Source organism: Ruegeria sp. BB6, assembly GCF_056539385.1.
Genome location: NZ_JBQFUW010000002.1, coordinates 216,309 through 242,808, shown reverse-complemented (window position 1 = coordinate 242,808; position 26,500 = coordinate 216,309). Strand labels below are relative to the sequence as shown.

Below are 26,500 nucleotides of genomic sequence, written 5' to 3'. Positions count from 1 at the left end.
TTGACGTGCTGGCAACTGAGGCGTATGCGCAACGCAATACGTGGCGATTTGTTACCGGATTGCGGGCCACGCTAAACAACACCGCTAAAAGGTCAGGATGAAAGGCCCCTTTCGCTTGACCGCGTCTGGGGTTTTTTTGATGCCCTTGCCAGACAAGGGCCGAGAGGAATGACATGAGCGAGAGCTGGAACAAACGCACCCAAGCCGTCCACGGCGGCATTCGTCGCAGCCAATATAATGAAGTGTCCGAGGCGATATTTCTGACGCAGGGCTTCGTGTATGAAAACGCTGAACAGGCCGAGGCGCGGTTCATCGAAACCGGCCCGGATGAGTTCATTTATGCCCGCTACGGCAATCCGACCGTATCCATGTTTGAACAGCGCATCGCCGCGCTTGAGGGTGGTGAAGACGCATTTGCCACCGCCTCTGGCATGGCTGCGGTAAACGCGGCGCTGACGTCGATGTTGAAGGCCGGGGATCATGTGGTTTCGGCCAAGGCGCTGTTTGGCTCCTGTCTCTATATCCTTGAGAACATCCTGACCCGCTTTGGCGTTGAGGTAACCTTTGTCGACGGCACTGACCTGGATGCTTGGAAGGCCGCGATCCGTCCCGACACAAAGGCCGTGTTTTTCGAGTCCATGTCGAATCCGACGCTCGAAGTGATCGACATCGCGTCGGTGGCCAAGCTCGCTCACGCTGTGGGCGCGACCGTCGTCGTTGATAACGTCTTTTCGACCCCGGTCTTCTCGCGTGCGATCCAGCAGGGCGCGGATGTGGTGGTTTATTCTGCGACAAAGCATATCGACGGGCAGGGGCGGGCGCTTGGCGGCGTCATCATCGGGACCAAGGACTTTATTCGCGGAACCGTGGAGCCGTATCTGAAACACACCGGAGGCGCGCTCAGCCCGTTCAACGCGTGGGTAATGCTGAAAGGTCTGGAAACGATGGCTCTGCGGGTCAACGCGCAGGCCGAGTCCGCGCAGATCATTGCCGAGGCGCTGGAAGGGCATCCCGCGCTAGAACGCACATTGTACCCTGGCCTTAAAACGCACGCGCAGAACGCTTTGGTTCAGTCCCAACTGGGTGGCAAGGGCGGCACTGTTCTGTCGCTGGACATCAAGGGCGGGAAAGAGGCAGCGTTTGCCTTCCTTAACGCGATGGCGATCCCGGTGATTTCCAACAACCTTGGTGATGCAAAGTCGATTGCAACCCATCCTGCAACGACAACCCATCAGCGCCTGAGCGATGCGCAAAAGGATGAGTTGGGGATCACACCGGGCCTGATCCGCTTTTCAGTCGGGCTTGAGGATGCAGGCGACCTGCTTGCCGATATCAAGCAAGCATTGGACGTTTCTCAGCGATAAGGCGGGCTGCTGGGCTGATATCCTGCGCTATGTCGTATAAGTGTGCAGGGGGCAAACCCTGTTTCCTGCACAGAAAATCGATCCGGGCTGCGTTTTGGTGCGTATACGGTTACACTGGAAAACACGCCAAAGCTGTATATAGTCCGGCGACCAACCCGAGGAGCCCTCTCTGATGAACGTGCACCCCCGCGACATTAACGATGCACCCGACCATGACGAGGCTGCGGCCGCGCTGAAAGTGTTGCGCAAATGGGCGGAATCCGCGACCGAGACAGAGATCAGCCAGCTCGATCCCGCTATCGCGCGTCTTGTGCCGGGGTTGGTGCCGGTGAACTATCCCTCACTGTCTCGGGAATACCCCGAGGATTTCAAGGTTGACCCCGAGTATCGCGCCACGCTGCCCGATCTTCAAAACGGCCCGTCCAGCCTGATCCGTGGCGCGAAGCAGCAGATTCAGCATGTCGGTATCTCGAACTTCCGCCTGCCGATCCGATTTCACCGCAAACAGGGCCAAGACCTGACACTTGAGACGTCGGTCACCGGCACGGTCAGCCTTGATGCTGAGAAGAAGGGCATCAACATGTCCCGGATCATGCGCTCTTTCTACAAACATGCCGAGCGCACGTTCAGCTTTGAGGTCATGGAGGCCGCGCTGGACGACTATATGACTGATCTGGACAGCTTTGATGCACGGATTCAGATGCGGTTCTCGTATCCCGACAAGGTGAAAAGCCTGCGGTCCGGTCTTGAAGGTTATCAGTATTACGACATCGCGCTGGAACTGGTTGAGCAGAATGGCGTGCGCCAGAAGATCATGCACTTGGATTACGTCTATTCCTCGACCTGTCCCTGTTCTCTGGAACTGAGCGAGCACGCTCGGTCCACGCGCGGACAACTGGCGACGCCGCACTCGCAGCGCTCGGTCGCGCGGATTTCTGTTGTCGTGGATTGCGACGCAGACTGCCTGTGGTTTGAAGACCTGATCGAACTGTGCCGCCGTGCAGTTCCGACTGAAACTCAGGTGATGGTCAAGCGCGAAGACGAGCAGGCATTCGCAGAGCTTAACGCGGCCAATCCGATTTTTGTCGAAGATGCGGCCCGGTTATTCTGCGCCGAGTTGTTGGCGGATCATCACGTCGGTGACTTCCGCGTTGTTGCCAGCCATCAGGAAAGTCTGCACAGCCACGACGCTGTGTCAGTCCTGACCGAAGGTCCGACGTTCGTGGCAGCCAGCTTGGACCCGCGGTTGTTCACGACCCTTTTCCACGTCGGGTGACCTTCGCGGTGAGTTAAAAAAGTCTCAGAATCTGTTTGGAGGCGGGTTTCTGCCGCAGTGCAGCAAAAAATGCTGCGAACGCACGGTGTTTCAAGCTACACTCGTGCGTAATGCAGCCGTGGCATGTTCCGCTTTTTAGAGGCCGTTGCCACTCCAAAGGAAGCTGAGACGTGCGACGCCCTAGCCTGCAAAATAATTCATTCCGCCTGAGAAATCGGGTCGGACAGGGCGGTTTTCTCTTTCGTAAGCTGCATATTTTTCAGAGGAGAGACTACCTATGAACCCGATTTCCCAACCGCTGGAATTTCAGGCTGCTGCCATTCGTATGGCTGGCTATGCGGTTAGTAACCAGATGAAAATAATGCAAATTTTGGCGCGTTCAGCGATGGACTTGCCCTTTGCCTCGGTGCATGCCCTGCACGCGTCGTCGTCGGTTCCGGCACCGGCAAAGCCGAAGGCGAAGCCCAAGCCAAAAGCCAAACCTGCGGTCCGTGCCGCGAAAACCAAGACTGTTCAGGTCGCAAAACCGAAGCCCGTCGTGACGGCAAACGCATCAGCCAAGCCGAAACCCGAATCGGCTGCACCGACAGCGCCGAAAACAACGCCAGCCAAGGCAAAGCCGGCAAGCGCAGCCGCAAAACCTGCCGCTAAACGCCCAGCGGCCAAACCTGCAACCGCCAAAGCGCCAGCACCCAAACCAGCAACACGAGCGGGCCGGACCACAACGCCAAAGCCTGCCGCGCCCAAAGCAGCACCCGCAAAAACCAAGCCTGCAGCGACTGCCGAGGCGACGCCTGCGGTTGCCAAGGCAGCGCCGAAAAAAGCGGCACCAAAGCCCGCCGCGACCAAAGCTAAGGCAGCACCCACTTTGGCCAAGCCTGTTGCGCCCAAGGCTGCAAGTGCCGCAAAACCCAAAGCAGCGACCAAAACAGTCGCAAAAAAGGATGAAACACCAAAACCTGCGGCTCCCGTTCGGCGTACAAGGTCTCCGTCCAAGCCGCCGGCAATGCCTGCCCCGGTTCGCAAAACGGATAAGTAAAACCGGACTATAGCTTGACACCGTCGTGCAGGCGCGCCAACGCTGCGCCTCATGACGGATATGCGCCCGGTTGGATATGTGATTGGCCTGTTGGTCGCCATTCTTGGGGCGACCATGGTGCTGCCGCTGCTTGCGGACCTGATCGAAGGTCGCGGCGAATGGCCGGTTTTTCTTGAAAGCGGTGTCATAACCATCCTGACCGGCGTGGTTCTGGCCATGAGCTGCTCGAACGGAGTGGGCGAGGGGCTGACCATTCGGCAGACCTTTTTGCTCACCACCGGAGTTTGGGTCGCCCTCCCGTTCTTTGGAGCGATACCGTTTTTGTTCGGCGAAACCGAACTGCGTTTTGTGGACGCCTATTTTGAAGCAATGTCCGGGCTGACCACGACAGGTTCCACCGTGATTTCGGGATTGGATGACCTGCCGCAGGGCTTACTGTTGTGGCGCGGTGTCCTTCAGTGGCTGGGCGGCATTGGGATCATCGTTGTCGCTATGGTGTTCCTGCCCGAACTCCGGGTCGGGGGCATGCAGATCTTCCGCTCGGAAGGTTTTGAGACGATGGGCAAAATTCTACCGCGCGCGCAAGAGATCGCGGGTCAGATTTCCCTGATCTATGTCTTCCTGACATTTGTCTGTGTTCTTGTGTACGCCGGATTCGGCATGAGCTTTTTTGACGCCGTTGTCCACGCGATGACGACGATCGCAACAGGTGGTTTTTCAAACTACGACGGCTCGTTCGCCACGTTTTCCGGGCCGACGGAATACGCCGCATCGGTGTTTATGATCTTGGCCGCGCTGCCTTTCGTTCGGTATGTGCAGCTTGCAAACGGAAATACCAGTTCCTTGTGGCAGGACAGCCAGATCCGAGCTTTCCTTGCGACCATTTTGGTGCTCGTCGTTGTCATGACGGTGTTTCTACTGTCAGTTTTCCCGCGCCACTGGGAGCAGGCATTCCGGGAATCCCTGTTTAACATCACGTCGATCATTTCAGGCACGGGCTATGCCAGCGTCGATTACATGACATGGGGTAGCTTTCCGGTCATGGTGTTCTTTCTGATCGGTCTGATCGGTGGCTGCGCGGGATCGACCGCATGTTCGATCAAAGTGTTCCGCTATCAACTTTTGTTTGCATCAATAAAGACGCAGATACGCCGAATACGATCACCGCACGGCGTGTTTATGCCTCTCTACGGCGGGCGTCCCATCGGTACGGATGTCCTGACCTCGGTCATGAGCTTTTTCATGTTCTTCGTTCTGTCGATGGGCGTTTTGGCCTGGGCATTGGCGTTGACGGGTTTGGACTTTATCACGTCAGTCTCAGGCGCTGCGACCGCTCTGGCCAATGTCGGCCCCGGTCTCGGAGATCAGATCGGACCCGCCGGGAATTTTTCGGGGCTAAGTGATACGGCGAAATGGCTGCTGTCGATCGGAATGTTGGTCGGGCGTCTGGAACTGCTGGCTGTCTACGCCCTGTTCACGGCGCAATTCTGGAGAAGTTGATGAAAAGACCCCTTGGCGCTCAGATTTCCCACATGCTCAAGGACCGTGGTGTCGATGTTATCTTTGGTATTCCCGGCGTTCATAACCAAGAGATGTACCGCGGCATCGAGGAGGCAGGCATAACGCATGTCTTGGCGCGGCACGAGCAGGGTGCTGGCTTTATGGCCGACGGGTATGCGCGCGCGACGGGCAAGCCCGGAGTGGCATATGTGATTACGGGACCAGGTTTGTGCAATGTCATGACACCGATGGGGCAGGGGTTCACGGACTCGGTTCCGATGTTGGTGATTTCGTCCTGTCTGGATGAAACGCAGGCGTTGCATGGCCAGTTGCATCAGATGAAAGACCAACGTGCTGCGGCTGAAACGGTGGCGGACTGGTCTCATCAAGCCAATACCGCTCAGGCGGCCTACGGGCTTATCGAGCGCGCATTCGAGGAGTTCGAGCTGGCTCGTCCTCGCCCCAAGCACATTCAGGTTCCGATAGCCCAGCTTGAAGCCGAGGCCGACCCAGCGCCTTTTCCCAATCAGTCGGGGCTGCGGACAAAGGCTCTCCCGCCGGATGTTGCGTCGGTTCTGTCGATGCTCAATATCGCGCGTCGGCCACTTTTCATCTTGGGTGGCGGGACACGATCAAACCTCTGGCGGCAGATTTTGACGCAGTTGGGTGCCGCTTGTTTCACGACATTTGCTGGCCGCGGTATGGCAGGGCTGGACTATGCGCTGGATTTCGGCGCTGCGCTTACGCGCCCGGGAAGCGCAGATATTATTGCCTCGGCCGATCTCGTGATCGCGGTCGGGGCCGAGCTTGGCGAGGTCGATTTGTGGCGAGATCGGCTAGGACATACAGCGAACCTTGTGCGGGTGGATATCGATCCTAAGGTGCTGTCTGATCACCATCGCGCAGCCGTAAAGCTGCAAGCGGATGGTGAGAGTTTTGCGCATTCACTTTGGGCCTCTGTTGATCACGTGAAACCTGCCACGGGCTGGACTGCTGAGGAAGTGGTCGAGGCGCGGGCCCGCTGGCGCGCCGAAGTGGATGCCGAACGTCCGGGTATCGTTCCAGTGATAGACGCGCTGCGCGCGGCGATGCCCTCGGACACGATGATTTATTCGGACATGACCCAGTTTGCCTACGTCGCCAAAGAAGTTTGGGACATGGCGTATCCTTACCATTGGCATCACCCGACGGGTTTCGGCACGCTGGGTTATGCGTTGCCGGCGGGGATCGGCGGCGCGGTTGCCCGCCGTGGAAAGCCAACGGCTGTGATCGCGGGGGACTATGGGTTTCAGTACACAATGATGGAACTGGGGGCGGCGGTTGAACTTGGACTGTCACTGCCCATAATTCTTTGGGACAATGGCAAATTAAAAGAGATCGAAGACAGCATGATACGCAGTCAGATCGCACCCAATGCCGTCGTTGCGCACAACCCTGATTTCTGCCAACTGGCACAAGCCTACGGCGCTTTGTCGGCGACCCCGTCAAATCTTGAAGATTTGCAGGATGCTGTTCGCGCGGCTTTTGACGCACCCGTCCCAACTTTGATCCGGGTCACGCCAGACATACTTTAGAGCGACAACGCCGCTTGCAAAAGCGGCGCTGAGTTTTTTGCAGGTGTGGTTAGTCCCAGCAATGAACCAACACGGTCATTCCATTTGCCCGGCGGTTCAGTTCGTTGGGAGTGACTTGTGTTGTTGCCTGACCAGATTGGCCTGATAGTCCGGCTTTGCCCAAAACCTCATTCAGCCGATCCGCGGATGCGGCCAGGCTGACCGACGCGGGCAGCGTGCGTCCCTCGGACGGAGTTGGCAACAGCATGCCAACGACTTGGCCGCTGTCATCAAATACCGGACCGCCTGCGTCGCCGGGTTGAGCGGCCAATGCAAGGCGCTTTATGCCTTCTTCACCGTTCAGGCCGCGCACGTCGGCAATCTGGCCATATGTCAACGTGGGCGCACCCAACGCGCCTTCGTATGAGAACCCGGAAACCGCGACTTCGGATTGTATTCTAGGGGTGCCCGCCCGGAATTCCGCAATACTGAGAGGGGCCAGATCGACTTTGGGGCGTAGGACCGTAACGCCGAGATCGATGTCGGTCCAGGCGACTTGCAGCTCTTGATCGCCGTCCAGTGTCACGCGTGCGCAACTGTCGACCGCTTCGGCGACCGTAAGAACTGTACCCTTGGCATCGGCAAAGAACCCAGATCGAGAGAGGCGTGGCTTACGGACCTGCAACCCAGATACAAGGTCGATGCGTTGCCCTGCGTTTTCACCAACTGCGGGGTCCAGAACCGCGCTGTTTGTGGCGAAGCTGGCCTTCATAGCCGCAAGTACGCGCGCGCGGCGCGCCTCGTCCCCGTCGGGCCAGACGAGCGTAAAGCCCTTGATCGCCCCGTCTTTCAATTGCGCTTCGGTATAGGAGACAACGCCGTTGCCGCGCCCTTCAAGCGTAAAGCTATCCCCGCGCAACTGCCTTGGGCCATCCAAGGGAACAATCTCAAGTGATTGCATGACTTCGTAAAGTGCGCGCAGTGTGGCTTTGCTTCCGTTCTGACTGATCAGCAATACTTTGGCATCCAAACTTGACGTGCCGTTGAAATGAACGAATGGAGCCTCATACCGGTCAAATGCAACCGCGCTCAGCGGCAAGTCCAAAACAATCCCGGCTTGCGGGTCAGAATAGCGCTTCATTCCAACGCTGATCAGGGGGGCATTGAAGTCGTCTATCAATGCTTGCCGCTGAGCAGTGGTTAGCACGCCCGTTGCATCATAGCCGTTGAAACGCTGCCAATCGCTCATGGACCGGCGGGTGCCGGGACCAAATGCGCCATCGATTGTCGAGTTGTAGAACCCCGCAGCCTGCAGTGCAGTTTGCAGGTCTTTTCGGTCCTGAGAAGTCAACAAGCGTTCACTTTGAAGGGCTTGCGCGCGGCTTTCATCAGATACTTGCGGCGTCAGCCCGGTTACAGGCTGCTCGGGCGCAGACTCGACCGGAGGGGTCACGACCCCGCGATCCAGAATATTGACTCCGACGGGCCAGAACTGCTGCTCAAGGGAATTTGAGAATGCGATATAGCTGTCTGCGGGGATCTGCCCTTCGGCGCGATAGACCCGGAGGACTTGTTCGGCGTCACTTTGCAAATACGGCCCAATTACAATGGCATACCAGCCAGAGTTAAGGCGAAACCCGTTTACATCCGGCAGGACGTTGGCGTAAGCCTGCGCCCGTTCCTGGGCCTCACGCAGCGAGGGCTGCGCCTCAACCTGAACCCAGACGCCAGCGTCTTGTTGGGCAAATACGGCGCGCACGCCAAAGAAGAATAGAAACAGAATTGCAGTGAATATGCGTGTCATTGTCTGCCCGTGTCCGCGGTGTTTTATCTTTCGGTCAGAATACGCGATTTGAGGGGCTAAACGCTATGCCCCGATTACGGGGAATTTCCAGTGTGGCGGTGCAGTGACAGCCAAAGCGCACTGGGACGTTGACGCCCCTTTGCCCCTTGCATAGGAAGGGCAAAACCCATCGGAACCGGGCGCGTCGTCGCCCAAAGGGAATGTCATGACCGAACAGTCCAGTGCACCTCGCTCTTTTCAGGAGATAATCCTGCGGCTTCAGACCTATTGGGCCTCGAAAGGATGTGCCATTCTACAGCCCTACGACATGGAGGTTGGCGCAGGTACGTTCCACCCGGCGACCACTCTGCGCGCGTTGGGGTCAAAGGCTTGGGCAGCCGCCTATGTGCAGCCCTCGCGCCGTCCGACGGACGGGCGTTACGGTGAGAACCCGAACCGGTTGCAGCACTACTATCAGTATCAGGTGCTGATCAAACCCAGCCCGCCGGACCTGCAGGATCTTTATCTGGGGTCGCTAGAGGCGATCGGGATCGACATGGATCTGCATGACATCCGGTTCGTCGAGGATGACTGGGAAAGCCCGACTTTGGGCGCGTGGGGTCTGGGCTGGGAAGTCTGGTGTGACGGTATGGAAGTCAGCCAGTTCACCTATTTCCAACAGGTCGGCGGACATGACTGTGCGCCGGTCTCGGGCGAGCTGACCTATGGGTTGGAGCGTCTGGCCATGTATGTGCTGGGCATCGACCATGTCATGGACATGCCGTTCAATGACCCACAGTCCCCCAGCCTGTTGAAATACGGCGATATTTTCAAGCAGACCGAGGAAGAATACGCCCGCTGGAACTTTGACGTTGCCAATACCGAAGTGTTGCTGCGTCAGTTTGAGGAGGCAGAGGCCGAATGCGCCAACATTCTTGCTCAGGAACATGACGACCCGAAAACCGGCAAGCGTATCGTGATGGCGCACCCGGCCTATGACCAGTGCATAAAGGCCAGCCACTTGTTCAATCTGTTGGATGCCCGTGGCGTGATTTCTGTGACAGAACGTCAAGCCTATATCGGTCGTGTTCGAGCTCTGGCCAAGCAATGCGCCGATGCGTTTGTATTGACCGAGGCCGCCGGGTTCGGGGGCTGATGGGGCGTTCAGGCCAATCCGGGCAACAGAACCTTCAGGCCGTCTGCGATCATCCCGATGGCAATGGCAGACAGGATCATGCCCATGAAACGGCTCATGATCACACGCGCATTCGCAGACAGCCGTTTGGCCAGCGCCGAGGCGTTCCAGAAGGTGATGAACAGCAAGAACAGCACCGCCAGGAAAACGCCCGAGTAGATCATGGCGTCAACTGGTTTGGAAACGTGGTGAGCGTACAGGATCAGCGTCGTGATCGTGCCGGGGCCAACGAGAATGGGGAAGGCCAGCGGATAAAAAGCCACGGTGTCGGGTTCGGGGTAGGATTGCTTTTCCCCTTCCGTGCCGTGATGGGTGGTGCTTTCGGTGCCGCTCAGCATGTTCAGCCCGATCATGAGGACGACCAGTCCGCCCGCGACGCGCAGGTCGTCCACGCTGATGCCGAAAAGACCAAGGGTTTTATTGCCTATCGCGGCGAACGCTCCACCCAGTATCAGGCAATAAAGCGCGGTCTTGGTCGCGACCTTTCTCTGATCGGTGGGCGACAGGCCATCTGTCACGCTCAGAAAGACGGGCAGGTTGGTGATCGGGTTCATGATCGCGAACAACGCGCCGAAAAATCCGGCTGCAAGGGTGGGATCCATTCCGTATGCCTAAACTTAACCTGTACTGGATTGAAACCTGTCGCATTTTTCGCAAGTTTGAAAGAGGCCGCGTGATCAGGATGTGGGAACTATGACCGGAAAACTGCTTGCCATCCTTCTGCTTGTGTCCGCTGCTCTTGCGGGCGCGGCCATGTACTATCTTCAGGTGTATGGGTTCTACTATTCCGTAGAGCCCAAAGCGGGCGAGGACGTGACTTTGTTGGCCGCAGAAGACCAGGCACCCGTCGCGATCCCATATTCCGCGTTTCAAGCGATAGACGCTGACAGCTCGCCAATTCGCTATCGTGCGTGTTTTGAAACGAATCTGGCGGTGACTGACTTGGCGGGGTTTATACCGATAGAGAACCCCGAACCGCTGACGGCTCCGCGCTGGTTTGATTGCTATGACGCTGCGGCGGTGGCGGACGCTTTGGACTCCGGACAGGCGCAAGCGTTTGTCGGCGTTAAAAACATTCACTACGGTGTTGATCGCATCGTCGCCATTACCAAAGACGGCAAAGGATATGTCTGGCACGCGCTGAACAACTGCGGGGAAAAGGCCTATGACGGAACCGTAGTGGGCGAGGAGTGCCCACCAAGGCCGCAGGAATGATCGCAATGACTGAGGAAATGCTGGAAATTCCAAGCTTTCTGACGGCAACTCTGGGGTTCGCCGTCTATCTCATCGGTGCTGAGATTAATGCGCGAACGGCTGTCCTGCGTCAGTTCAATATCCCCGAGCCTGTAACGGGCGGCCTGTTGGCGGCGGTTTTCTTTTTATTTCTGTATCTGGTTTTCGGTTTCGAGTTGACGTTCGACCTGGCGGCGCGAGATTTCCTGTTGGTGGTTTTTTTCGCGGGTATCGGCCTGAATGCTCGGTTTTCTGACTTAATATCAGGCGGCAAGCCGCTGGTTTTGCTTTTGGTTTTGACGCTGGTGACGATCATTGCCCAAAACATCGTCGGCGCGGTCGGAGCGGTGACATTCGGGTATCCAGCGCAAGCTGGCGTGTTGTTCGGCTCGGCCGCTCTGATCGGAGGGCACGGAACAGCCATAGCTTGGGCGCCAGAAGTGGGCGCTGTAACCGGATTGGCCGGAGCGACCGAACTTGGCGTAGCAGTGGCCACCTTGGGTCTGGTTCTTGCGGCATTGGTCGGCGGCCCAATCGCGCGTTTGTTGATCGAGGGGAGGGGGCTGACACCGGATCGTCCGGGCGAAGAGCACACGGTTGGGCTGCCGGAAAGCCCGAGTGAAGCCGCTTCTAAGATTGACCATCTGACGATCATGCGGGTGATGCTTTACCTGAATATCGCGATTGTCCTTGGATACATGCTGAACGAGGCGATTACGGCCGCTGGGTTGCGGCTTCCGCTATTCGTGCCTTGCCTGATCATGGGCATCGTCATCGCCAACCTGCGGTCCGTACTGACCCCATCCGCTCCGCCAGTGGCGCGCACACCGTCGCTCGCGCTGATTTCCGAGTTTTCGTTGGGCGCGTTTCTGGCCATGTCGCTCATGAGCTTGCAGTTGTGGACCATTGCCGAACTGGGGCTTGCTATCGTTGTGATCATGGCCGCGCAGACCATATTTGCCGTTGTATTCGTGATCTGGGTGCTATTCCCGGTGATGGGCAGCAACTACCGCGCGGCAGTTCTGGCAGCCGGGTTCGGTGGCTTTGCTTTGGGCGCGACACCCACCGCAATTGCAAATATGACCGCCGTGACCAAGAGATATGGCCCTTCACCTATTGCCTTTATCGTGCTGCCCCTTGTATCCGCCTTCTTTGTGGATATCGCCAATGCCATCGTCATCCAGACGATCGTCAATTTCTAAGGACCGACAATGCCCGACCTGCTGATCGAACTGTTTTCTGAAGAGATCCCCGCGCGTATGCAAACCCGCGCTGGTGAAGATCTGAAAAAGCGGATCACCGACGGTCTGGTCGAGGCCGGTCTGACCTATGCCGGGGCCGCAGCCCTGACCACGCCGCGGCGCCTGACCCTTGCGGTGGACGGGCTACTGGCGGAAAGCCCGACCATCCGGGAAGAGCGTAAAGGCCCGAAAGTTGGCGCGCCGGACAAGGCAATCGAAGGTTTTCTGCGCGGCGCGGGGCTTTCCCGCGACCAGCTGGAGGAGCGTGAAACCCCCAAAGGGGCGGTCTACTTCGCCACTATTGAAAAAACGGGTCGTCCAGCGGCCGAGATTGTGGCCGAGGTTCTTGAAGCCACGATCCGCAATTTCCCGTGGCCCAAATCAATGCGCTGGGGCAGTGGCCCATTGCGCTGGGTGCGGCCTTTGCACTCGATCCTGTGCATCCTCAGCGACGAGACCGGTGCGCAGGTCGTTCCGCTGGAAATTGAGGGGATCAAATCCGGTGATAAAACGGGCGGCCACCGGTTCATGGCGCCCGATCGGTTCTCGGTCACTTCGTTTGATGACTACGCCGCCAAGTTGAAACGCGCTTTCGTGGTGCTGAACCCGGCTGACCGGGCCGAGCATATTTGGAACGATGCCCACAATATGGCTTTTGCAGCAGGGCTGGAAGTCGTTGAAGACAAGGGTCTGCTGGCCGAGGTCGCGGGACTGGTCGAATGGCCGGTGGTTTTGATGGGCAAGATCGACGACGAGTTTCTGGACCTGCCGCCCGAGGTGCTGCAGACCTCGATGAAAGAGCATCAAAAGTTCTTCTCGGTGCGCAACCCAAAGACAGGACGGATTGAACGTTTTATCACGGTCGCCAACCGTGAAACCTCTGACAACGGCGCAACCATTCTGGCGGGGAACCAAAAGGTGTTGTCGGCGCGTTTGGCGGACGCAAAGTTCTTTTGGGAGAACGACCTGCGCATCGTCAAGGCAGATGGCTTCAAGCCGTGGGTGGACAAACTGAATTCTGTGACTTTCCACGCAAAGCTGGGATCGCAAGGCGAACGTGTGGCGCGTATTGCTGAACTGGCGCATGAATTGGCCCCGGCCGTAAACGCAGACCCTGCTTTGGCGATGATGGCGGCGCAGGGGTGCAAGGCCGACCTGTCTTCGGAAATGGTGTTTGAATTCCCCGAGCTTCAAGGCTTGATGGGTCGCTACTACGCCGAGGCCGCTGAGCTTCCGTCCGAAGTGGGGCAGGCCAGTGAGGAGCACTATTCTCCCTTGGGTCCGTCGGACGATGTGCCGACGGCACCTGTATCTGTTACCGTGGCGCTTGCGGACAAGCTGGACACGCTGACCGGGTTCTGGGCGATTGACGAAAAGCCAACTGGTTCCAAGGACCCGTTTGCGCTGCGCCGTGCTGCGTTGGGCGTAATTCGGTTGGTATTGACGAATGACTTGCGTCTGAAATTGGATCGCTACTTTGACGCGCAGCTTGTTCGGGCCGAGGCTGCGATGAATGACACTTTGCCTGCGGAAAACGTCAAGGAGCTGTTGGATGAGATCGCAGATCACGGCGTATTTGGCGCGGCGTTCCGAACTGTGAAAGACAAGTTGGGTGAAATCTCGACCCCCGAGTTCCTAAAACTGGAACAGAAGATTCCCGACACTTCGGTTGATCTCCTCTCTTTCTTCCACGACCGCCTCAAAGTTTTCTTGCGCGATGAGGGCATTCGTCATGACATCATCGACGCCTGTATCGCGATGGAAGGCAATGATGACCTAAACCTGTTGGTCAAACGCGCTCGTGCACTGAATGAGGTGATCGCGACCGAGGATGGCGAAAACCTTGTTCAGGGCTTCAAGCGCGCCAACAACATCCTTACTCAGGCTGAGGAAAAGGATGGCGTCGAATACTCTTATGGCGCTGATGTGAAATTCGCAGAGACTGACAGCGAAACGGCCTTGTTTGCAGCTTTGGAAGCGGCGCAGTCCAAGATCAACGCCGCGCTGAAGGCAGAAGATTACCCGCTGGCCATGACGACGATGGCGGCCCTGCGCGGTCCTGTGGATGCGTTCTTTGAGGATGTGCAGGTCAATACCGACAATGAAATTCTGCGGCGTAACCGTCTGAACCTGCTGAGCCAGATCAGGCAGGTGTGTTCTAGTGTCGCGGATTTGACCAAGATCGAAGGCTGACCAGAACGCGCTTGCGTCAACATTGCATGGGCTTATGCTGCGGTCAGTTTGAAAGGTGCCGCAGTGCAGAATAACCCGCATACCACGCTTATTACTTCGACCGCGCCTGTCGCCACCACGACACATGGTGGCCGGGCGAAATGTCTGCAACGCCTTGTCCGTCTGGACCTGCCGGTGCCGCGCACGGTGGCCCTGTCGTTTGATGCCGTTCAACAGATCGCCAATGGGCAGGTTCCCGATATCGAGTCAATACTCGAGCAATTCGATCAATCGGCGCTTTTGTGTGTGCGGCCCAGTTCTGAAGACCCTGATTGGGGTGGGCCAGGGGCGATCCTGAACATCGGGATGAATGACGCCCGCTATGTTGATCTTTCGGATTCAATGGGCGTCGAAGCAGCGGCGGCGCTGTATTTGCGCTTTGTTCAAAGCTATGCCGTGCACGTTGCGCGTCTGGACGCTGATGTGTTCGACGATATCGACGCTGACGGTCGCGAAGGTCTAAGGCAGTCGCTGCGCGCATACGAGGACGAAACAGACGAAGCCTTCCCGCAAGACCGGGGCGAGCAGTTGGTTGCGGTTTTGCGGTCGATGGCCCGTGCATGGGATGGAACATCGGCGCGTCTTCTGCGCCAGGCCAAAGGTGCGCCAGCGGACGCTGGACTGGGGCTGGTCATTCAGGAAATGATCCCGGGGGTTGGGCAGGGTGAGTGCGGGTCAGGTGTGCTGCAACTTGTTGATCCGACGACCGGTTTGCCGCAGTTAACCGGCCGCTATCTAAGCCAGAGTCAGGGCAGGGACGCTTTGGGCGAGGGTGTCGCTGCGCTCTACCTCGAAAAAGACCCACGTGGGAAATCGCTAGAGGACGTTGCGCCCGAGGCTTTTGCAGAGCTCAAAACCCATGCTGCACTGATGCGTATCAAGTTGCGCGAGGAAATGCAGGTCGAGTTCGTCATCGAGAACGGCCATATTCATATTCTGGATGGCGTCCGCGTCCAGCGCAGCGCGAGGGCTGCGATGCGCATTGCCGTGCGTCTGGCTGAAGATGGCATTATCCCACCGCAAGAGGCGGTAATGCGGGTCGATCCGCACTCTTTGAACGAATTGCTGCACCGTCAGGTTCACCCAGAAGCGCGACGGGATGTTCTTACAACCGGCATCGCCGCCAGCCCCGGCGCTGCGACAGGCAAGATCGTGTTTACCGCTGCCGAAGCGCAGGCGAGCGCGGCCCGAGGAGAGCCTTGTATTTTGGTCCGCCGCGAAACCTCGCCCGAGGACGTGCGTGGGATGCATGCAGCCGTGGCCGTTCTGACGGAAAAGGGTGGGATGACCAGCCACGCCGCGGTTATCGGGCGCGGATTGGGGTTGCCTTGTATTGTCGGCGCGTCAGAGATGCGGTTCCAGACCAAGAAAAAGTTGCTGACGGCCCCGGATGGGCGTGCGTTCAAAACCGGCGACATCCTGACAATCGACGGTTCGTCCGGGCAAGTTCTGGCGGGGCAACCGGCCATGCTAGAGGCTGCTTTGGACGATTGCTTCCAAACCCTCATGGGCTGGGCCGATGCCGAACGTGACATCGCAATCCGCGCAAACGCTGATACGCCCGCCGACGCGCAAACTGCGCGCAATTTCTTGGCGCAGGGGATCGGCCTGTGCCGGACCGAGCATATGTTCTTTGACCCGGGCCGTCTGATCGTGATGCGCGAAATGATCTTTGCACAAACGTCATCCGGGCGCGCTGCGGTGCTGGAACGGCTGTTGCCGATGCAGCGAGAGGACTTTGTTCAGCTTTTCCGTATCATGGAGGGGCAGCCTGTCTGCATCCGCCTGTTTGACCCGCCCTTGCACGAGTTTTTGCCAACAACGCGCGGTGGGCAACGCGAATTGGCCGAGGCTTTGGACCTGCCGGTCTCAGATGTCGAGCGTCGTGTTGCGGCTATGACCGAATACAACCCGATGCTGGGTCTGCGCGGGGTTCGTCTGGGTGTCACAGTCCCTGAAATCTACGACATGCAGGCGCGTGCGATCTTTGAGGCGACGCTTGAGGCCAGCAAAAACGGTGCACCCGTCGTGCCAGAGGTGATGATCCCGCTGGTTTCGGCCAAGCGTGAGGTCGAGCTTGTGAAATCCCGTATTGATTCCGTCGCGGCCTCGGTCGCATCCGAGCAAGGGCAGGAGTTTGAATACCGTCTGGGTGTCATGGTCGAAACACCGCGCGCGTGTCTGCGAGCGGACGAGATCGCGCCGCAGACCTCGTTCCTGAGCTTCGGGACAAACGATCTGACCCAGATGACCTACGGTCTTTCCCGAGATGACGCCGGGCGCTTTATGTCCGCTTACGTCCGGCAGGGCGTCTTTGCCGAAGACCCGTTTCATGTGCTTGACCCGGATGGCGTAGGCGAACTGCTGAGACTGGGCTCCGAGCGTGGCAGGCAGGCCCAACCGGACGTGACTTTGTCGGTTTGCGGTGAACACGGGGGCAACCCCGAATCAATCGCCATCTGCCGAGAGCTGGGATTCGACTATGTGTCCTGTTCTCCGTTCCGCGTTCCGGTCGCTCGGCTGGCTGCCGCACAATTAGCGATTTCGTCCAGACTTGGGGGTTGACACTCACCCTTTCCGCTAGGATTAGTAGGAAACAAAGAGCGCCGTCGTCGATCATTTTTGACGTAACGGCGATTTTCCACTTGCCATTGCACGAAAACTGGACGTTTCCGATTCAATTCGGTATCAGGCTCGTCGCGCCCGCCGGGGGAGGGTATGGCGCGGAACGTGCCTGTGCGAGGTTATCTGATGCTACGATACATAATGGCTGTTGCCACATTGGCAGCAACCGTGCTGCCAAGTGTTTCCGTCGCTGAGAGGGAATCCACTGATACTGCCAAGCGTGAACTTGTGACGCGGAGCGAACCGCCCGGTCAGAATTTCCGTGAATACCTAAATCTGTTCAAGCCGCGAAAATCGGATGAACCGATGAAAATGTCCTATTCCAAGGATTGGCTGGATAAACTTCCGGCCGCAACCGGGGATGAACACTTTAAATGCCTGGCCGAGGCGCTGTACTTTGAGGCGCGTGGCGAAAGTGTTCGCGGCCAGTTCGCCGTGGCTGAAGTGATCCTGAACAGGGTCAAAAGCAGCCGCTTTCCAGATTCTCTGTGTGGCGTGATCAAGCAGGGAACAGGCAAGAAGTACCAATGCCAGTTCACCTACACCTGCGATGGCCTCAAGGAAGTGATCAACGAGAAAAAGGCCTATGAACGCGTATCGAAAGTTGCGCGGGCGGCCATTGACGGTGTTGTGAACGACATGACCGAAGGTGCTACGCACTATCACACCACCGCGGTTCGTCCTTCCTGGTCGCGTGTGTACAAGGAAACGGCGCGCATTGGTGTGCACATTTTCTATCGTCACAACTATCGGACAGCGAGCAACTAACTGACGCACCCGCGCTGGAAGCTTACTGGCGCGGGGTGTTTTTTGCCTTATGTTGCGGGCCGGGAGGCCCGCAATGACTTTGAACCGCAGACAATTCATGCAAACGACAGCAGCGGCGGTCGCTCTGCCTAATCTTGGGTGGGCTTCTTACCCTGCGCTTGTCGCCAAGGAAGCGGCGCAACAAATCGCCCCGGACGGGTTTTCTGAAACCCGCGTCTGGACATATGGCGGTCAGGTGCCTGGCCCGGAAATCCGGGTGTCGCAAGGCGCGCGGGTTCAGCGAAGATTGTCGAACACTTTGCCGCAACCGACGACCGTGCATTGGCACGGGATTCGCATCGACAACGCAATGGACGGGGTCCCGGGCCTGACTCAGGACGTTGTTCCGACGGGCTCTCATTTTGACTATGATTTCAAGGTGCCGGATGCCGGAACATATTGGTATCATGCGCATAATCGCTCGATGGAGCAGGTCGCGCGGGGGCTGTACGGGCCGTTGATCGTTGAAGAAGCAGTCGCGCCGGACATTGACCGTGATCTGACCTTGATGTTGGATGATTGGCGGTTGGACCCTGAAACCGCGCAAATCATGGACGATTTTGGGAATGGTCATGACCTGAGCCACGCGGGACGACTGGGCAACCTGGTTTCTGTCAATGGCCGGTTTGATCCTGTCTATTCGGTAGGCGGTGGTGAAAGGCTGCGTTTGCGCCTGATCAATGCCTCCAATGCTCGAATATTTGATCTTGGACTGGATGGACTGAGCGGTTGGATTGTTGCGCTTGACGGTATGCCGTTAGAGGTTCCGTTAGAGGTCAACGACAGGTTTCCCTTGGCGCCGGCGCAGAGGGCGGACCTGATCGTGGATGTCCGGGCAGAGTCTTCCGCAGTTGCGAACCTCGTGAGTTTTGAAAGGGACGGTAGCTATGGGCTGGTTCGGTTCGACGTGACCGGCCCGTCGAAAACTGCACGAGCCGGAATTACCCCATTGGTCCCGAACCAGATGCCCGACGCCTCGGCGGAAAATGTGCCGTTGCATCGAATGGAGATGCAGGGCGGCGCGATGCGTTGGCTGGAATCGGCAAGGATCGGTGAGTCAGAGCTTTCGGGGCAGGAATTGGCTCAACTCGGGCGGTTCTGGGCGTTAAACGGCGATGCCGAGCGACCGGCAGAGCCGTTTCTGGATGCTCAAAAGGGAACTACTCATAGGATTGAGTTCGTCAACGAGACTGCGTTTCCGCACGCCATGCACCTACACGGTCACCATTTTCGCCTGATCCTTCAGGACGGAACTTTGGGCCCGTGGCGCGATACTGTTTTGGTTGAGCGTGGGCAAACCCGCCAAATTGCACTGGTGGCCGATAATCCGGGGGACTGGCTGCTGCATTGTCATATGCTTGGGCATGCGGCTTCGGGCATGATGAGCTGGTTCCGTGTCACCTGACGCCGCATTCGACGACTAGAAAGGCGTTTGTTGCGGTGTTATACGCGCCTGCATCGTCTAATTTGGGTAAACCTGTCCCAAAAGTCCGAAAAGGTCCGTTGCATGAGTTCCGAAATCCGTCTTGCTTTTGCGCACCCCTCTGAGAGGTCCGAGGCAACTGCCACTCGGGGGCCATTGGACCGCATTTCCCTGCGCGACCATATTGTCGAGGTTGAGATCGGCGCGTTTCAGGCAGAACGCGGGACGACGCAGCGCATCTGTTTTAACATCGTGGTCGAAGTGCGCCCTCTGACGGATCCTATTGACGATGATGTTGACCGGATTCTGTCCTATGACCGTGTGACTGAGGCGATCGCCTACGAACTGGCCGCCGAGCGTCTGAACCTGTTGGAGACTCTGGCCGATCGAATTGCGGAACGGATTTTGCTTGAACCTCAGGCTGTAAGAGCTTTTGTTAGAATAGAAAAACTTGATCGAGGACCGGGGGCTTTGGGTGTCGAGATCGTGCGTGGTCGGGACATGGTTCACCATGATCTGGTCGAGGAAGAACGCCCGCATCCCCGGCTAGTATTCCTGTCGAACGAGGCCATAGCATCTGAAAATCTGACTGGTTGGATTGATCAGCTGGAAAACCGCAAACGTCCGTTGATCCTGTGTGTTGGCGCTGCGGATATAGCGGTTTCGCAAACAGGGCACGCGATGACACAGCGCCGGATCGACCTTCTTGCCATCGAACAGAATGCGTGGGTGCTGGCTGCGCGTGATCACCGTTGCGTCGTCGTTTCGACCCGAACCGAGTTGGACTGGGCGATGAAGAACGGCCAAATCTGCGTTTGGGCACCGTCCAAGATTGTTCTGGATGCGGTGGATGGACCGTCTGCGGCTCCGTCTGATGCGGTTGCATTGGCTGCGTGGTTCGCCGCGACCTTCGAGGCAAGCGAGATGATGGTGATTGGCGGCGATTTGCCCGAAGCGCCAAAAACCCCGTTACGTGCAGTACCCGTGGATCAGGCCCGACTGTGACAGCGTACTACCGACCTCTGGTTCAGCACGGACCGGCTCGTCCCGATGGGGCAGTGGCCTTGGCCGGGCAGCAGATTTGGTTTTCTCATGTGGAACGGCTAAGCCGCACGGATGCGCCTATAGTCCTGCCCGCAGCCGAAGTGCCCGATCAGGTTTTGGATCGCTTGACGAGGCCACACCAGCCGGTTGCAGGTCTGGCGATGGACCGTCCGCAGATCATGGGCATCCTGAACGCCACACCAGACAGTTTTTCGGACGGTGGGGTGCACAACTCGGTCCACGCGGCGCAGGCGGCTGCCCGTGCCATGGTCGCCCATGACGCAAGTATTCTGGATATCGGCGGTGAATCGACGCGACCCGGTGCCTCTTTTGTGCCAGAAGCCGAGGAAATCGCGCGGACTGAACCTCTGATCAGGGCAATTCGGGCTGAAACGAGCGCGCTGATTTCCATCGACACGCGCAAATCTGCTGTTGCAAAGGTCGCGTGGGAGGCTGGCGCGGGGCTGATCAACGATGTCTCGGGTTTTACTTTTGATCCGCAACTGGCCCCGTTTTGTGCCGAGGTCGGTGCGCCGGTTTGCGTGATGCATATGCAGGGCGATCCGGCCACGATGCAGGATAATCCCACCTATGACGACGTGCTGCTGGACGTGTATGATTTTCTAGAGAACCAAGTGGCTTATCTTGAGGGTTTAGGGCTGGATCGAAGCAAGGTTCTGGTTGACCCGGGGATCGGGTTTGGCAAGTCTGAGGCCCATAACCTGACGCTGCTTCAAAACCTTAGCCTGTTTCACGGGCTGGGTTGCCCGATCCTGTTGGGTGTATCACGCAAGGGCTTTATCGGTCAGATCGGCAAAGAGACGCGCAAGGACGCCCGTGCGCCGGGGTCGATTGCGGTTGGGTTGGCAGGTCTGGCACAAGGGGTACAGATCCTGCGGGTTCATGACGTCATCGAGACGGCTCAAGCCTTGCGTCTTTGGGCCGCCGTCCGGTAAGCCATCTACAGGCAAGAAATTACGGAGTGACATCTATGCGTAAGTTGTTCGGAACCGACGGGGTGCGGGGCACCGCGAACACGCATCCGATAACCGCTGAGATGGCTCTACGTATCGGAGCAGCGGCCGGGCGGTATTTTCGCAGGGACCAGTCCCGCGCGCACCGCGTTGTAATTGGAAAAGATACTCGGCTGTCAGGGTACATGCTGGAAAACGCACTGACCGCGGGTCTGACCTCGACAGGTATGAACGTGTTGCTGTTGGGACCAGTTCCTACGCCTGCCGTGGGCCTGATGACTCGGTCGATGCGCGCTGATCTGGGCGTTATGATTTCAGCCAGTCACAATCCGGCCGAGGACAACGGGATCAAGTTCTTTGGGCCTGACGGGTTCAAGTTGTCCGATCAGGCAGAGGTTGAGATCGAGAAGTTGATCGAAGAAGGGGTAAGGCCCGCGCAAGCGCAGAACATCGGGCGTGCCAGGCGAGTAGATGACGCGCGTTTTCGCTATGGTGAACGTGTTAAGTCGTCGCTGCCCCGCGATTTGCGTCTGGATGGGCTAAAAGTTGTGGTTGACTGCGCCAACGGCGCAGCGCACCGAACCGCCCCCGAAGTTCTATGGGAGCTGGGGGCCGAAGTCATTCCGGTCGGCGTCACGCCCGACGGTAAGAACATCAACTTGAATTGCGGTTCAACAAAGCCCCGGCTGGCCGCCGAAACGGTGGTGGCACATGGCGCGGACGTTGGGATATGCCTCGATGGTGATGCTGATCGCGTTGTCATGATTGATGAGCACGGGCAGGTGGCTGACGGTGACCAATTGATGGCTCTGCTCGCTACGTGCTGGGCCAAGTCGGACCTGCTGCGGGGCGGCGCTTTGGTTGCGACCGTCATGTCCAACCTCGGGTTGGAGAGGCATCTCACCTCTCAGGGTTTGCGGTTGGAGCGAACGGCGGTCGGTGACCGTTATGTGGTTGAGCGGATGCGCGAAGGCGGGTTCAATCTGGGTGGCGAGCAATCCGGCCACATCGTCATGAGCGACTATGCTACGACCGGCGACGGTCTGATGGCTGGGCTGCATTTCCTTGCTGAAATGGTTCAATCCGGTCGCAAGGCGTCAGAGCTTTCGGTCCAGTTTGAGACCGTTCCGCAATTGCTGAAAAACGTGCGTTACGCAGACGGGCAAACTCCGCTTGAAGTCGCAAGCGTTCAAGCAGCGATCGCAGACGCCGAGGCGCGTTTGAACGGGCAAGGTCGTTTGCTGATCCGCAAGTCCGGTACTGAGCCTCTGATCCGCGTTATGGCAGAGTGTGAGGATGACGCCCTGTTGACGCAAGTTGTGGATGGTATTGTCGCGGAAGTTGAGGCCGTCGCAGGTTAACGGCCGAACAACATCTTGCGCAGGCTGAACCACTGGCTGATCGCCAATCCCGTCAGGATCATGGCAAGGGCGACAAAGAACCGAAGTGGCAGCGCTTCGGACAGAATCCATGCGCCAAAAACCATCGACCAGATCGGCACTTGGTAATTCACCAGCGTCAGAAAGACCGATCCCGCACTGCGAATGATTGAAACGCGCAGCAATGTGGCGAGCGCCGTTGGCACGAGGCCCAGTGCGATGATGGCGAGGCTTGGCCGAGCGCCTTCCCAAGCCGGTAGCCCTTCGGTCATCAGCATGATGGGAAGCAATATGATCGCGCCAACCAATAGTGTCAGGGCAGCCAGAACCACAGGGTCAATCGGTGGGCACCGTCGTGTGAAAATGGACGCGCAGGCGTAGCACAGTGCGGCGCTGACGCAGGCCAATTGCGCCAAGGGTTCAGTGCCTTGTCCGATTTGCGCCAATCCCGGTCCGATCAGCACCAGCGCGCCAGAAAACCCCAGGCAGACCCCCAGGAACCGTCGTGCATTCATTGGCTCATCCGAGAAGAAATGCGCCAGCGGCAGAACCATCAGGGGAATCGCGGCCATCGACAGGCCGGCAAAGGCTGATGGTACATATTGCTGACCCCAACTCAGCAGCAGGAAGGGCAGGGCCGAGGACAGGATGCCGATGATCACTATCGACCACCACAGCTCCACGGAAAATCCCGGCAATTGTCGTTTTGTGACGGCCATCAGCCCCAGCAATGTCACCGCGCCCAAAGTGGTGCGGGCGGTTGCGACAGTGATCGGGCCGTACCCCTCAAGCGCCATGGCGACGACCATGAATGTGCCGCCCCAGATCAGGCCGAGGGAGAATACGCCGCTCCAGTCGCGGGATGTGGGTTGATCGACCATTTGCGCCCTCCGGCCCCGACAAAAAAGGCGACCCGTGGGCCGCCCTTTCGCACTATCCCAAAAGGATTAGTTCTTTTCCTTATCGACCATTTTGCCGGCCGAGATCCAAGGCATCATGGCGCGCAGTTTGGCACCGGTTTCCTCGATCATGTGCTCGTCATTCGCGCGGCGCGACGCTTTGATGGTCGGCTGGCCAACGGCGTTTTCCAGCATGAAGTCACGAACGAATTTACCCTGCTGGATGTCGTTCAGAACCTCTTTCATACGCGCTTTGGTCTCGTCGTATTTCAGGATACGCGGGCCGGTGACGTACTGACCGTACTCAGCGGTGTTCGAGATCGAGTAATCCATGTTCGCGATGCCGCCTTCATAGATCAGGTCAACGATCAGTTTCACTTCGTGCAGACACTCGAAATAAGCCATCTCAGGCGCATAGCCTGCCTCGACCAGCGTTTCAAAGCCGCAGCGGATCAGCTCAACCAGACCGCCGCACAGAACAGCCTGTTCGCCGAACAGGTCGGTTTCGCACTCTTCGCGGAAGTTGGTTTCGATGATGCCCGAGCGACCGCCACCGATGGCCGAGCAGTAGGACAGACCAATTTCCAGCGCCTTGCCGGTCGCGTCGTTGTCCACGGCAACCAGGCAGGGAACGCCGCCGCCTTTGACATATTCGCCGCGCACGGTGTGACCTGGGCCTTTGGGGGCCATCATGATGACGTCGACGCCTTCTTTCGGCTCGATCAGGCCAAAGTGGACGTTCAGGCCGTGGGCGAAGGCGATGGCCGAGCCGGGCTTGATGTTGTCATGCACGTATTTCTTGTAAGTTTCGGCCTGCAGTTCGTCGGGCATGGTGAACATGATGACGTCACACCAAGCAGCGGCTTCGGCGATGCCCATCACGGTCAGACCTTCGGCTTCGGCTTTCTTGGCCGAGGCCGAGCCTTCGCGCAGCGCGACGACCAGGTTTTTGGCGCCCGAGTCACGCAGGTTCAGTGCGTGGGCGTGGCCTTGGCTGCCGTAGCCCAGGATGGCCACTTTCTTGTCTTTGATCAGGTTGATGTCGCAATCGCGATCGTAATAGACGCGCATGTCGCTGGTCCTTTCTGTTTAACTTGGCGACGGTTCTACTTGTCATCTTTAGGGATGGCGATAGCGTTTCCCTTGTTATTCCGCTTAGTTTGTGAGAATTTATTCGCTCGATAGCAATAATTGCGAAAAATCATGCTTGATGACATAGATCGGCGAATCCTGCGCCACTTTCAATCTGATCCCAGCTTGTCCACTGCGGAATTGGCCGAACGCAGCCGCATTAGCGCAAGCCTGTGTTGGCGTCGCATAGAGAAGATGCAGGAAGCCGGCGTGATCGAAGGGCAGGAGGCCGTCATCGATTGGGCCGCGCTTGGATATGCTGTGGAGGTGTCGCTCCGGGTCACGCTGGATAAAACGCAACCCCGCGCATTTGACGAGTTCACAGCAGCCGCACGTCAGGTCGCCGAGGTCATTGAGATTCAGACCTTTCTTGGCCGGGTGGACGTTCGCTTGTCGGTACTGGCGCGAGATATGTCCCATTATCAGCAGCTCTACCGGGATCAGATTCTGACCCTGCCGCATATCGCGGATATCGAGGCTCTGATGCACATCGCGCGCGTCAAAAGCGAAGTGGTTCTTCCGGTATGACCGAATTGGATGAGATCGACCGCAAAATCCTCCGCGCTTTGGTGCAAGAGGCATCGCAAAGCGCAGGGGCGTTGGGGCGCAAGCTGGGATTATCGCAACCTGCGACGTGGCGCCGGATTCGCAGGTTAGAAGACGCCGGAGTGATAAAGGGGCGTCGTCTGCGTTTGAACGCAGAAGCGCTGGGTTTTGGCGTGACCGTGTTCCTTGGGGTTAAATTGGCACGCAAAGGGCAGGTCAGTCTTGAGGACTTTGAACGCGCGGTAAGCGCGATCCCCGAAGTCCAAACAGTCGAGCATGTTCTGGGGCTGTATGATTACCGCCTACGGGTCGTCGCGCGCGATTTGGCGGACTTTGAACGTGTTCTGCGACGGCGGATCATGACCTTGCCCGGTGCCGGAGACGTGGAAGCAAACGTTCTTCTGAGTGAAGAACGCCTGCCCGGACCAATCGGATAGGTCAGTATTTTGTGCGGATGCAATACCCCGGATGATGGGTCATCCGCGCAAAGGTCATCGGTTGCCCATCTTTCCAAGTGGTGCGTTCGAGCTGGATCATCGACGCCCCGGCCGTTGTTCCCATGAATTCGGCAAGGCGACTGTCTGCCGAAACTGCACTGAATGCGACTTCGGCTTCGGTGAATGGCGCGGCGCTCAATAACCACTCATGCGGGCCGTGCGTGCCCAAATCGGCGTGCTCAACCTCTGGAACGGCGTTGATGTTGATCCAGCGTTCTTCCAGCTGAAACGGGCGGTTATCTGCGTAGTGCATACAAATAACATGCAGGACCGGTACGTCGGGCGAAACGCCAAGTTGCGACGCCAGCCAGCCGGGGCTTGTCTCGACGTTTCTTTCCACCAGTGAGTAGCGGTAGGTGGAGTTCTGGTTTTCAACCGTCTGTCGCGCCAGAGAAAACTCAAGTTTCGCGTGCTTGCTGGGCTCTTTCTTGACGCGCGTTCCACTTTTGCGCTTTCTCTCGACGAACCCTTGTTCAGCCAGTTCGCGCAAAGCACGGTTCACAGTGGCGCGCGCACAACTAAATTCTTCTGCGAGTTGCGTTTCGGTAGGCAGCAATGAGCCTTGTGGCCACACACGCGTTTCGATCCGCCTTTTAACCTCGTCACGTACAACCTGAAAACTTATCCGTTTTTGTGCCGTCACGTCCAAAAATACCTTTCTTCTATAAAGTGAGCTTATCTGGTCAGAAACACGTAACAGTGTAAAGGTCGCTGGCCCTGCTTGGCGTTGTTTATCGGGCAATTTCCGTGCGGTAAGGG

Annotated in this window: 22 protein-coding genes and 1 riboswitch; of the genes, 16 read left to right on the top strand and 6 right to left on the bottom strand. The window is 57.8% G+C overall.

All coding sequences use genetic code 11. From position 1 onward, the window contains the following. Window positions 1-30: 30 nt before the first annotated feature. A riboswitch (SAM riboswitch) is annotated at window positions 31-108 on the top strand. 65 nt (window positions 109-173) lie between these two features. Continuing rightward, window positions 174-1,364: an O-succinylhomoserine sulfhydrylase gene (metZ, locus tag ACR0B7_RS05655; RefSeq protein ID WP_170482624.1), complete on the top strand. Its 1,191-nt coding sequence runs from the start codon at window positions 174-176 to the stop codon at window positions 1,362-1,364. A 172-nt stretch (window positions 1,365-1,536) separates the two neighbouring features. Beyond that, a complete protein-coding gene (gene folE2 / locus ACR0B7_RS05650) occupies window positions 1,537-2,640 on the top strand; it encodes a GTP cyclohydrolase FolE2 (protein ID WP_170482619.1) in 1,104 nt (367 codons plus the stop codon). A 513-nt stretch (window positions 2,641-3,153) separates the two neighbouring features. Here folE2 and ACR0B7_RS05645 read toward each other — a convergent pair. Continuing rightward, a complete protein-coding gene (locus ACR0B7_RS05645) occupies window positions 3,154-3,732 on the bottom strand; it encodes a hypothetical protein (protein ID WP_480681071.1) in 579 nt (192 codons plus the stop codon). On the opposite strand from ACR0B7_RS05645, the gene ACR0B7_RS05640 reads away from it, so the two are divergent. Both ACR0B7_RS05640 and ACR0B7_RS05635 read left to right on the top strand, forming a co-directional pair. Further along, window positions 3,731-5,179: a TrkH family potassium uptake protein gene (locus ACR0B7_RS05640; RefSeq protein ID WP_170383697.1), complete on the top strand. Its 1,449-nt coding sequence runs from the start codon at window positions 3,731-3,733 to the stop codon at window positions 5,177-5,179. The genes ACR0B7_RS05645 and ACR0B7_RS05640 overlap by 2 nt on opposite strands. Next, the gene (locus tag ACR0B7_RS05635) at window positions 5,179-6,753 is read left to right on the top strand and encodes a thiamine pyrophosphate-binding protein (protein WP_170569087.1); all 1,575 of its coding nucleotides are present in this window, start codon (window positions 5,179-5,181) and stop codon (window positions 6,751-6,753) included. Before ACR0B7_RS05640 ends, ACR0B7_RS05635 begins: the two co-directional genes overlap by 1 nt. Before the next feature lie 49 nt (window positions 6,754-6,802). Here the strand turns inward: ACR0B7_RS05635 and ACR0B7_RS05630 are convergent, their stop codons facing one another. Further along, window positions 6,803-8,536 carry a peptidoglycan-binding protein gene (locus ACR0B7_RS05630; RefSeq protein WP_170482611.1) on the bottom strand — a complete coding sequence of 578 codons (1,734 nt, stop codon included), beginning with the start codon at window positions 8,534-8,536 and terminating at the stop codon, window positions 6,803-6,805. A gap of 205 nt (window positions 8,537-8,741) precedes the next feature. Here ACR0B7_RS05630 and ACR0B7_RS05625 point away from each other — a divergent pair, with 205 nt between their 5' ends. Then, complete coding sequence (locus tag ACR0B7_RS05625) at window positions 8,742-9,671, top strand: glycine--tRNA ligase subunit alpha (protein WP_480681068.1); 930 nt, start codon at window positions 8,742-8,744, stop codon at window positions 9,669-9,671. An 8-nt stretch (window positions 9,672-9,679) separates the two neighbouring features. Here the strand turns inward: ACR0B7_RS05625 and ACR0B7_RS05620 are convergent, their stop codons facing one another. Beyond that, entirely contained in the window at window positions 9,680-10,312 is a 633-nt protein-coding gene (locus ACR0B7_RS05620) for a MarC family protein (RefSeq protein ID WP_170482605.1), read from the bottom strand. Between the two features lie 91 nt (window positions 10,313-10,403). Between ACR0B7_RS05620 and ACR0B7_RS05615 the strand changes: the two genes are divergently transcribed. The 9 genes from ACR0B7_RS05615 to glmM all read left to right on the top strand — a co-directional run bounded on the left by ACR0B7_RS05615 (window position 10,404) and on the right by glmM (window position 22,650). Further along, complete coding sequence (locus ACR0B7_RS05615) at window positions 10,404-10,925, top strand: DUF6446 family protein (RefSeq protein WP_170569081.1); 522 nt, start codon at window positions 10,404-10,406, stop codon at window positions 10,923-10,925. A gap of 5 nt (window positions 10,926-10,930) precedes the next feature. Continuing rightward, on the top strand, window positions 10,931-12,145 hold the full coding sequence (gltS, locus tag ACR0B7_RS05610) for a sodium/glutamate symporter (protein ID WP_170482599.1): 1,215 nt from the start codon (window positions 10,931-10,933) through the stop codon (window positions 12,143-12,145). A gap of 9 nt (window positions 12,146-12,154) precedes the next feature. Further along, on the top strand, window positions 12,155-14,377 hold the full coding sequence (glyS, locus tag ACR0B7_RS05605; protein WP_170482596.1) for a glycine--tRNA ligase subunit beta: 2,223 nt from the start codon (window positions 12,155-12,157) through the stop codon (window positions 14,375-14,377). Window positions 14,378-14,440: 63 nt separating this feature from the next. Further along, the gene (locus tag ACR0B7_RS05600) at window positions 14,441-16,981 is read left to right on the top strand and encodes a putative PEP-binding protein (RefSeq protein ID WP_480681065.1); all 2,541 of its coding nucleotides are present in this window, start codon (window positions 14,441-14,443) and stop codon (window positions 16,979-16,981) included. 186 nt (window positions 16,982-17,167) lie between these two features. Further along, window positions 17,168-17,809 carry a cell wall hydrolase gene (locus ACR0B7_RS05595; protein ID WP_170383715.1) on the top strand — a complete coding sequence of 214 codons (642 nt, stop codon included), beginning with the start codon at window positions 17,168-17,170 and terminating at the stop codon, window positions 17,807-17,809. A gap of 73 nt (window positions 17,810-17,882) precedes the next feature. Beyond that, window positions 17,883-19,253, top strand: a complete 1,371-nt coding sequence (locus ACR0B7_RS05590; protein ID WP_170482590.1) for a multicopper oxidase family protein — start codon at window positions 17,883-17,885, stop codon at window positions 19,251-19,253. Window positions 19,254-19,355: 102 nt separating this feature from the next. Then, a complete protein-coding gene (locus ACR0B7_RS05585) occupies window positions 19,356-20,276 on the top strand; it encodes a dihydroneopterin aldolase (protein ID WP_170383719.1) in 921 nt (306 codons plus the stop codon). Further along, window positions 20,273-21,271, top strand: coding sequence for a dihydropteroate synthase (gene folP / locus ACR0B7_RS05580; protein ID WP_170576524.1), 999 nt, complete (start codon window positions 20,273-20,275; stop codon window positions 21,269-21,271). The genes ACR0B7_RS05585 and folP overlap by 4 nt, the downstream gene beginning before the upstream one ends. Window positions 21,272-21,306: 35 nt before the next feature. After that, window positions 21,307-22,650: a phosphoglucosamine mutase gene (glmM, locus tag ACR0B7_RS05575; RefSeq protein WP_170482583.1), complete on the top strand. Its 1,344-nt coding sequence runs from the start codon at window positions 21,307-21,309 to the stop codon at window positions 22,648-22,650. On the opposite strand, the gene ACR0B7_RS05570 is transcribed toward glmM, so the two are convergent. Both ACR0B7_RS05570 and ilvC read right to left on the bottom strand, forming a co-directional pair. Next, window positions 22,647-23,549, bottom strand: coding sequence for a DMT family transporter (locus tag ACR0B7_RS05570; protein WP_170569078.1), 903 nt, complete (start codon window positions 23,547-23,549; stop codon window positions 22,647-22,649). The two genes, glmM and ACR0B7_RS05570, sit on opposite strands and share 4 nt — an antisense overlap. 66 nt (window positions 23,550-23,615) lie before the next feature. Further along, the gene (ilvC, locus tag ACR0B7_RS05565) at window positions 23,616-24,638 is read right to left on the bottom strand and encodes a ketol-acid reductoisomerase (protein WP_170383727.1); all 1,023 of its coding nucleotides are present in this window, start codon (window positions 24,636-24,638) and stop codon (window positions 23,616-23,618) included. Window positions 24,639-24,770: 132 nt separating this feature from the next. Between ilvC and ACR0B7_RS05560 the strand changes: the two genes are divergently transcribed. Together ACR0B7_RS05560 and ACR0B7_RS05555 are read left to right on the top strand one after the other, a co-directional pair. Continuing rightward, a complete protein-coding gene (locus tag ACR0B7_RS05560; RefSeq protein WP_170383729.1) occupies window positions 24,771-25,226 on the top strand; it encodes an Lrp/AsnC family transcriptional regulator in 456 nt (151 codons plus the stop codon). Continuing rightward, the gene (locus ACR0B7_RS05555) at window positions 25,223-25,681 is read left to right on the top strand and encodes an Lrp/AsnC family transcriptional regulator (RefSeq protein ID WP_170383731.1); all 459 of its coding nucleotides are present in this window, start codon (window positions 25,223-25,225) and stop codon (window positions 25,679-25,681) included. The genes ACR0B7_RS05560 and ACR0B7_RS05555 overlap by 4 nt, the downstream gene beginning before the upstream one ends. Window position 25,682: 1 nt before the next feature. On the opposite strand, the gene ACR0B7_RS05550 is transcribed toward ACR0B7_RS05555, so the two are convergent. After that, the gene (locus tag ACR0B7_RS05550) at window positions 25,683-26,315 is read right to left on the bottom strand and encodes a GntR family transcriptional regulator (protein ID WP_480681263.1); all 633 of its coding nucleotides are present in this window, start codon (window positions 26,313-26,315) and stop codon (window positions 25,683-25,685) included. Between the last annotated feature and the right edge of the window lie 185 nt (window positions 26,316-26,500).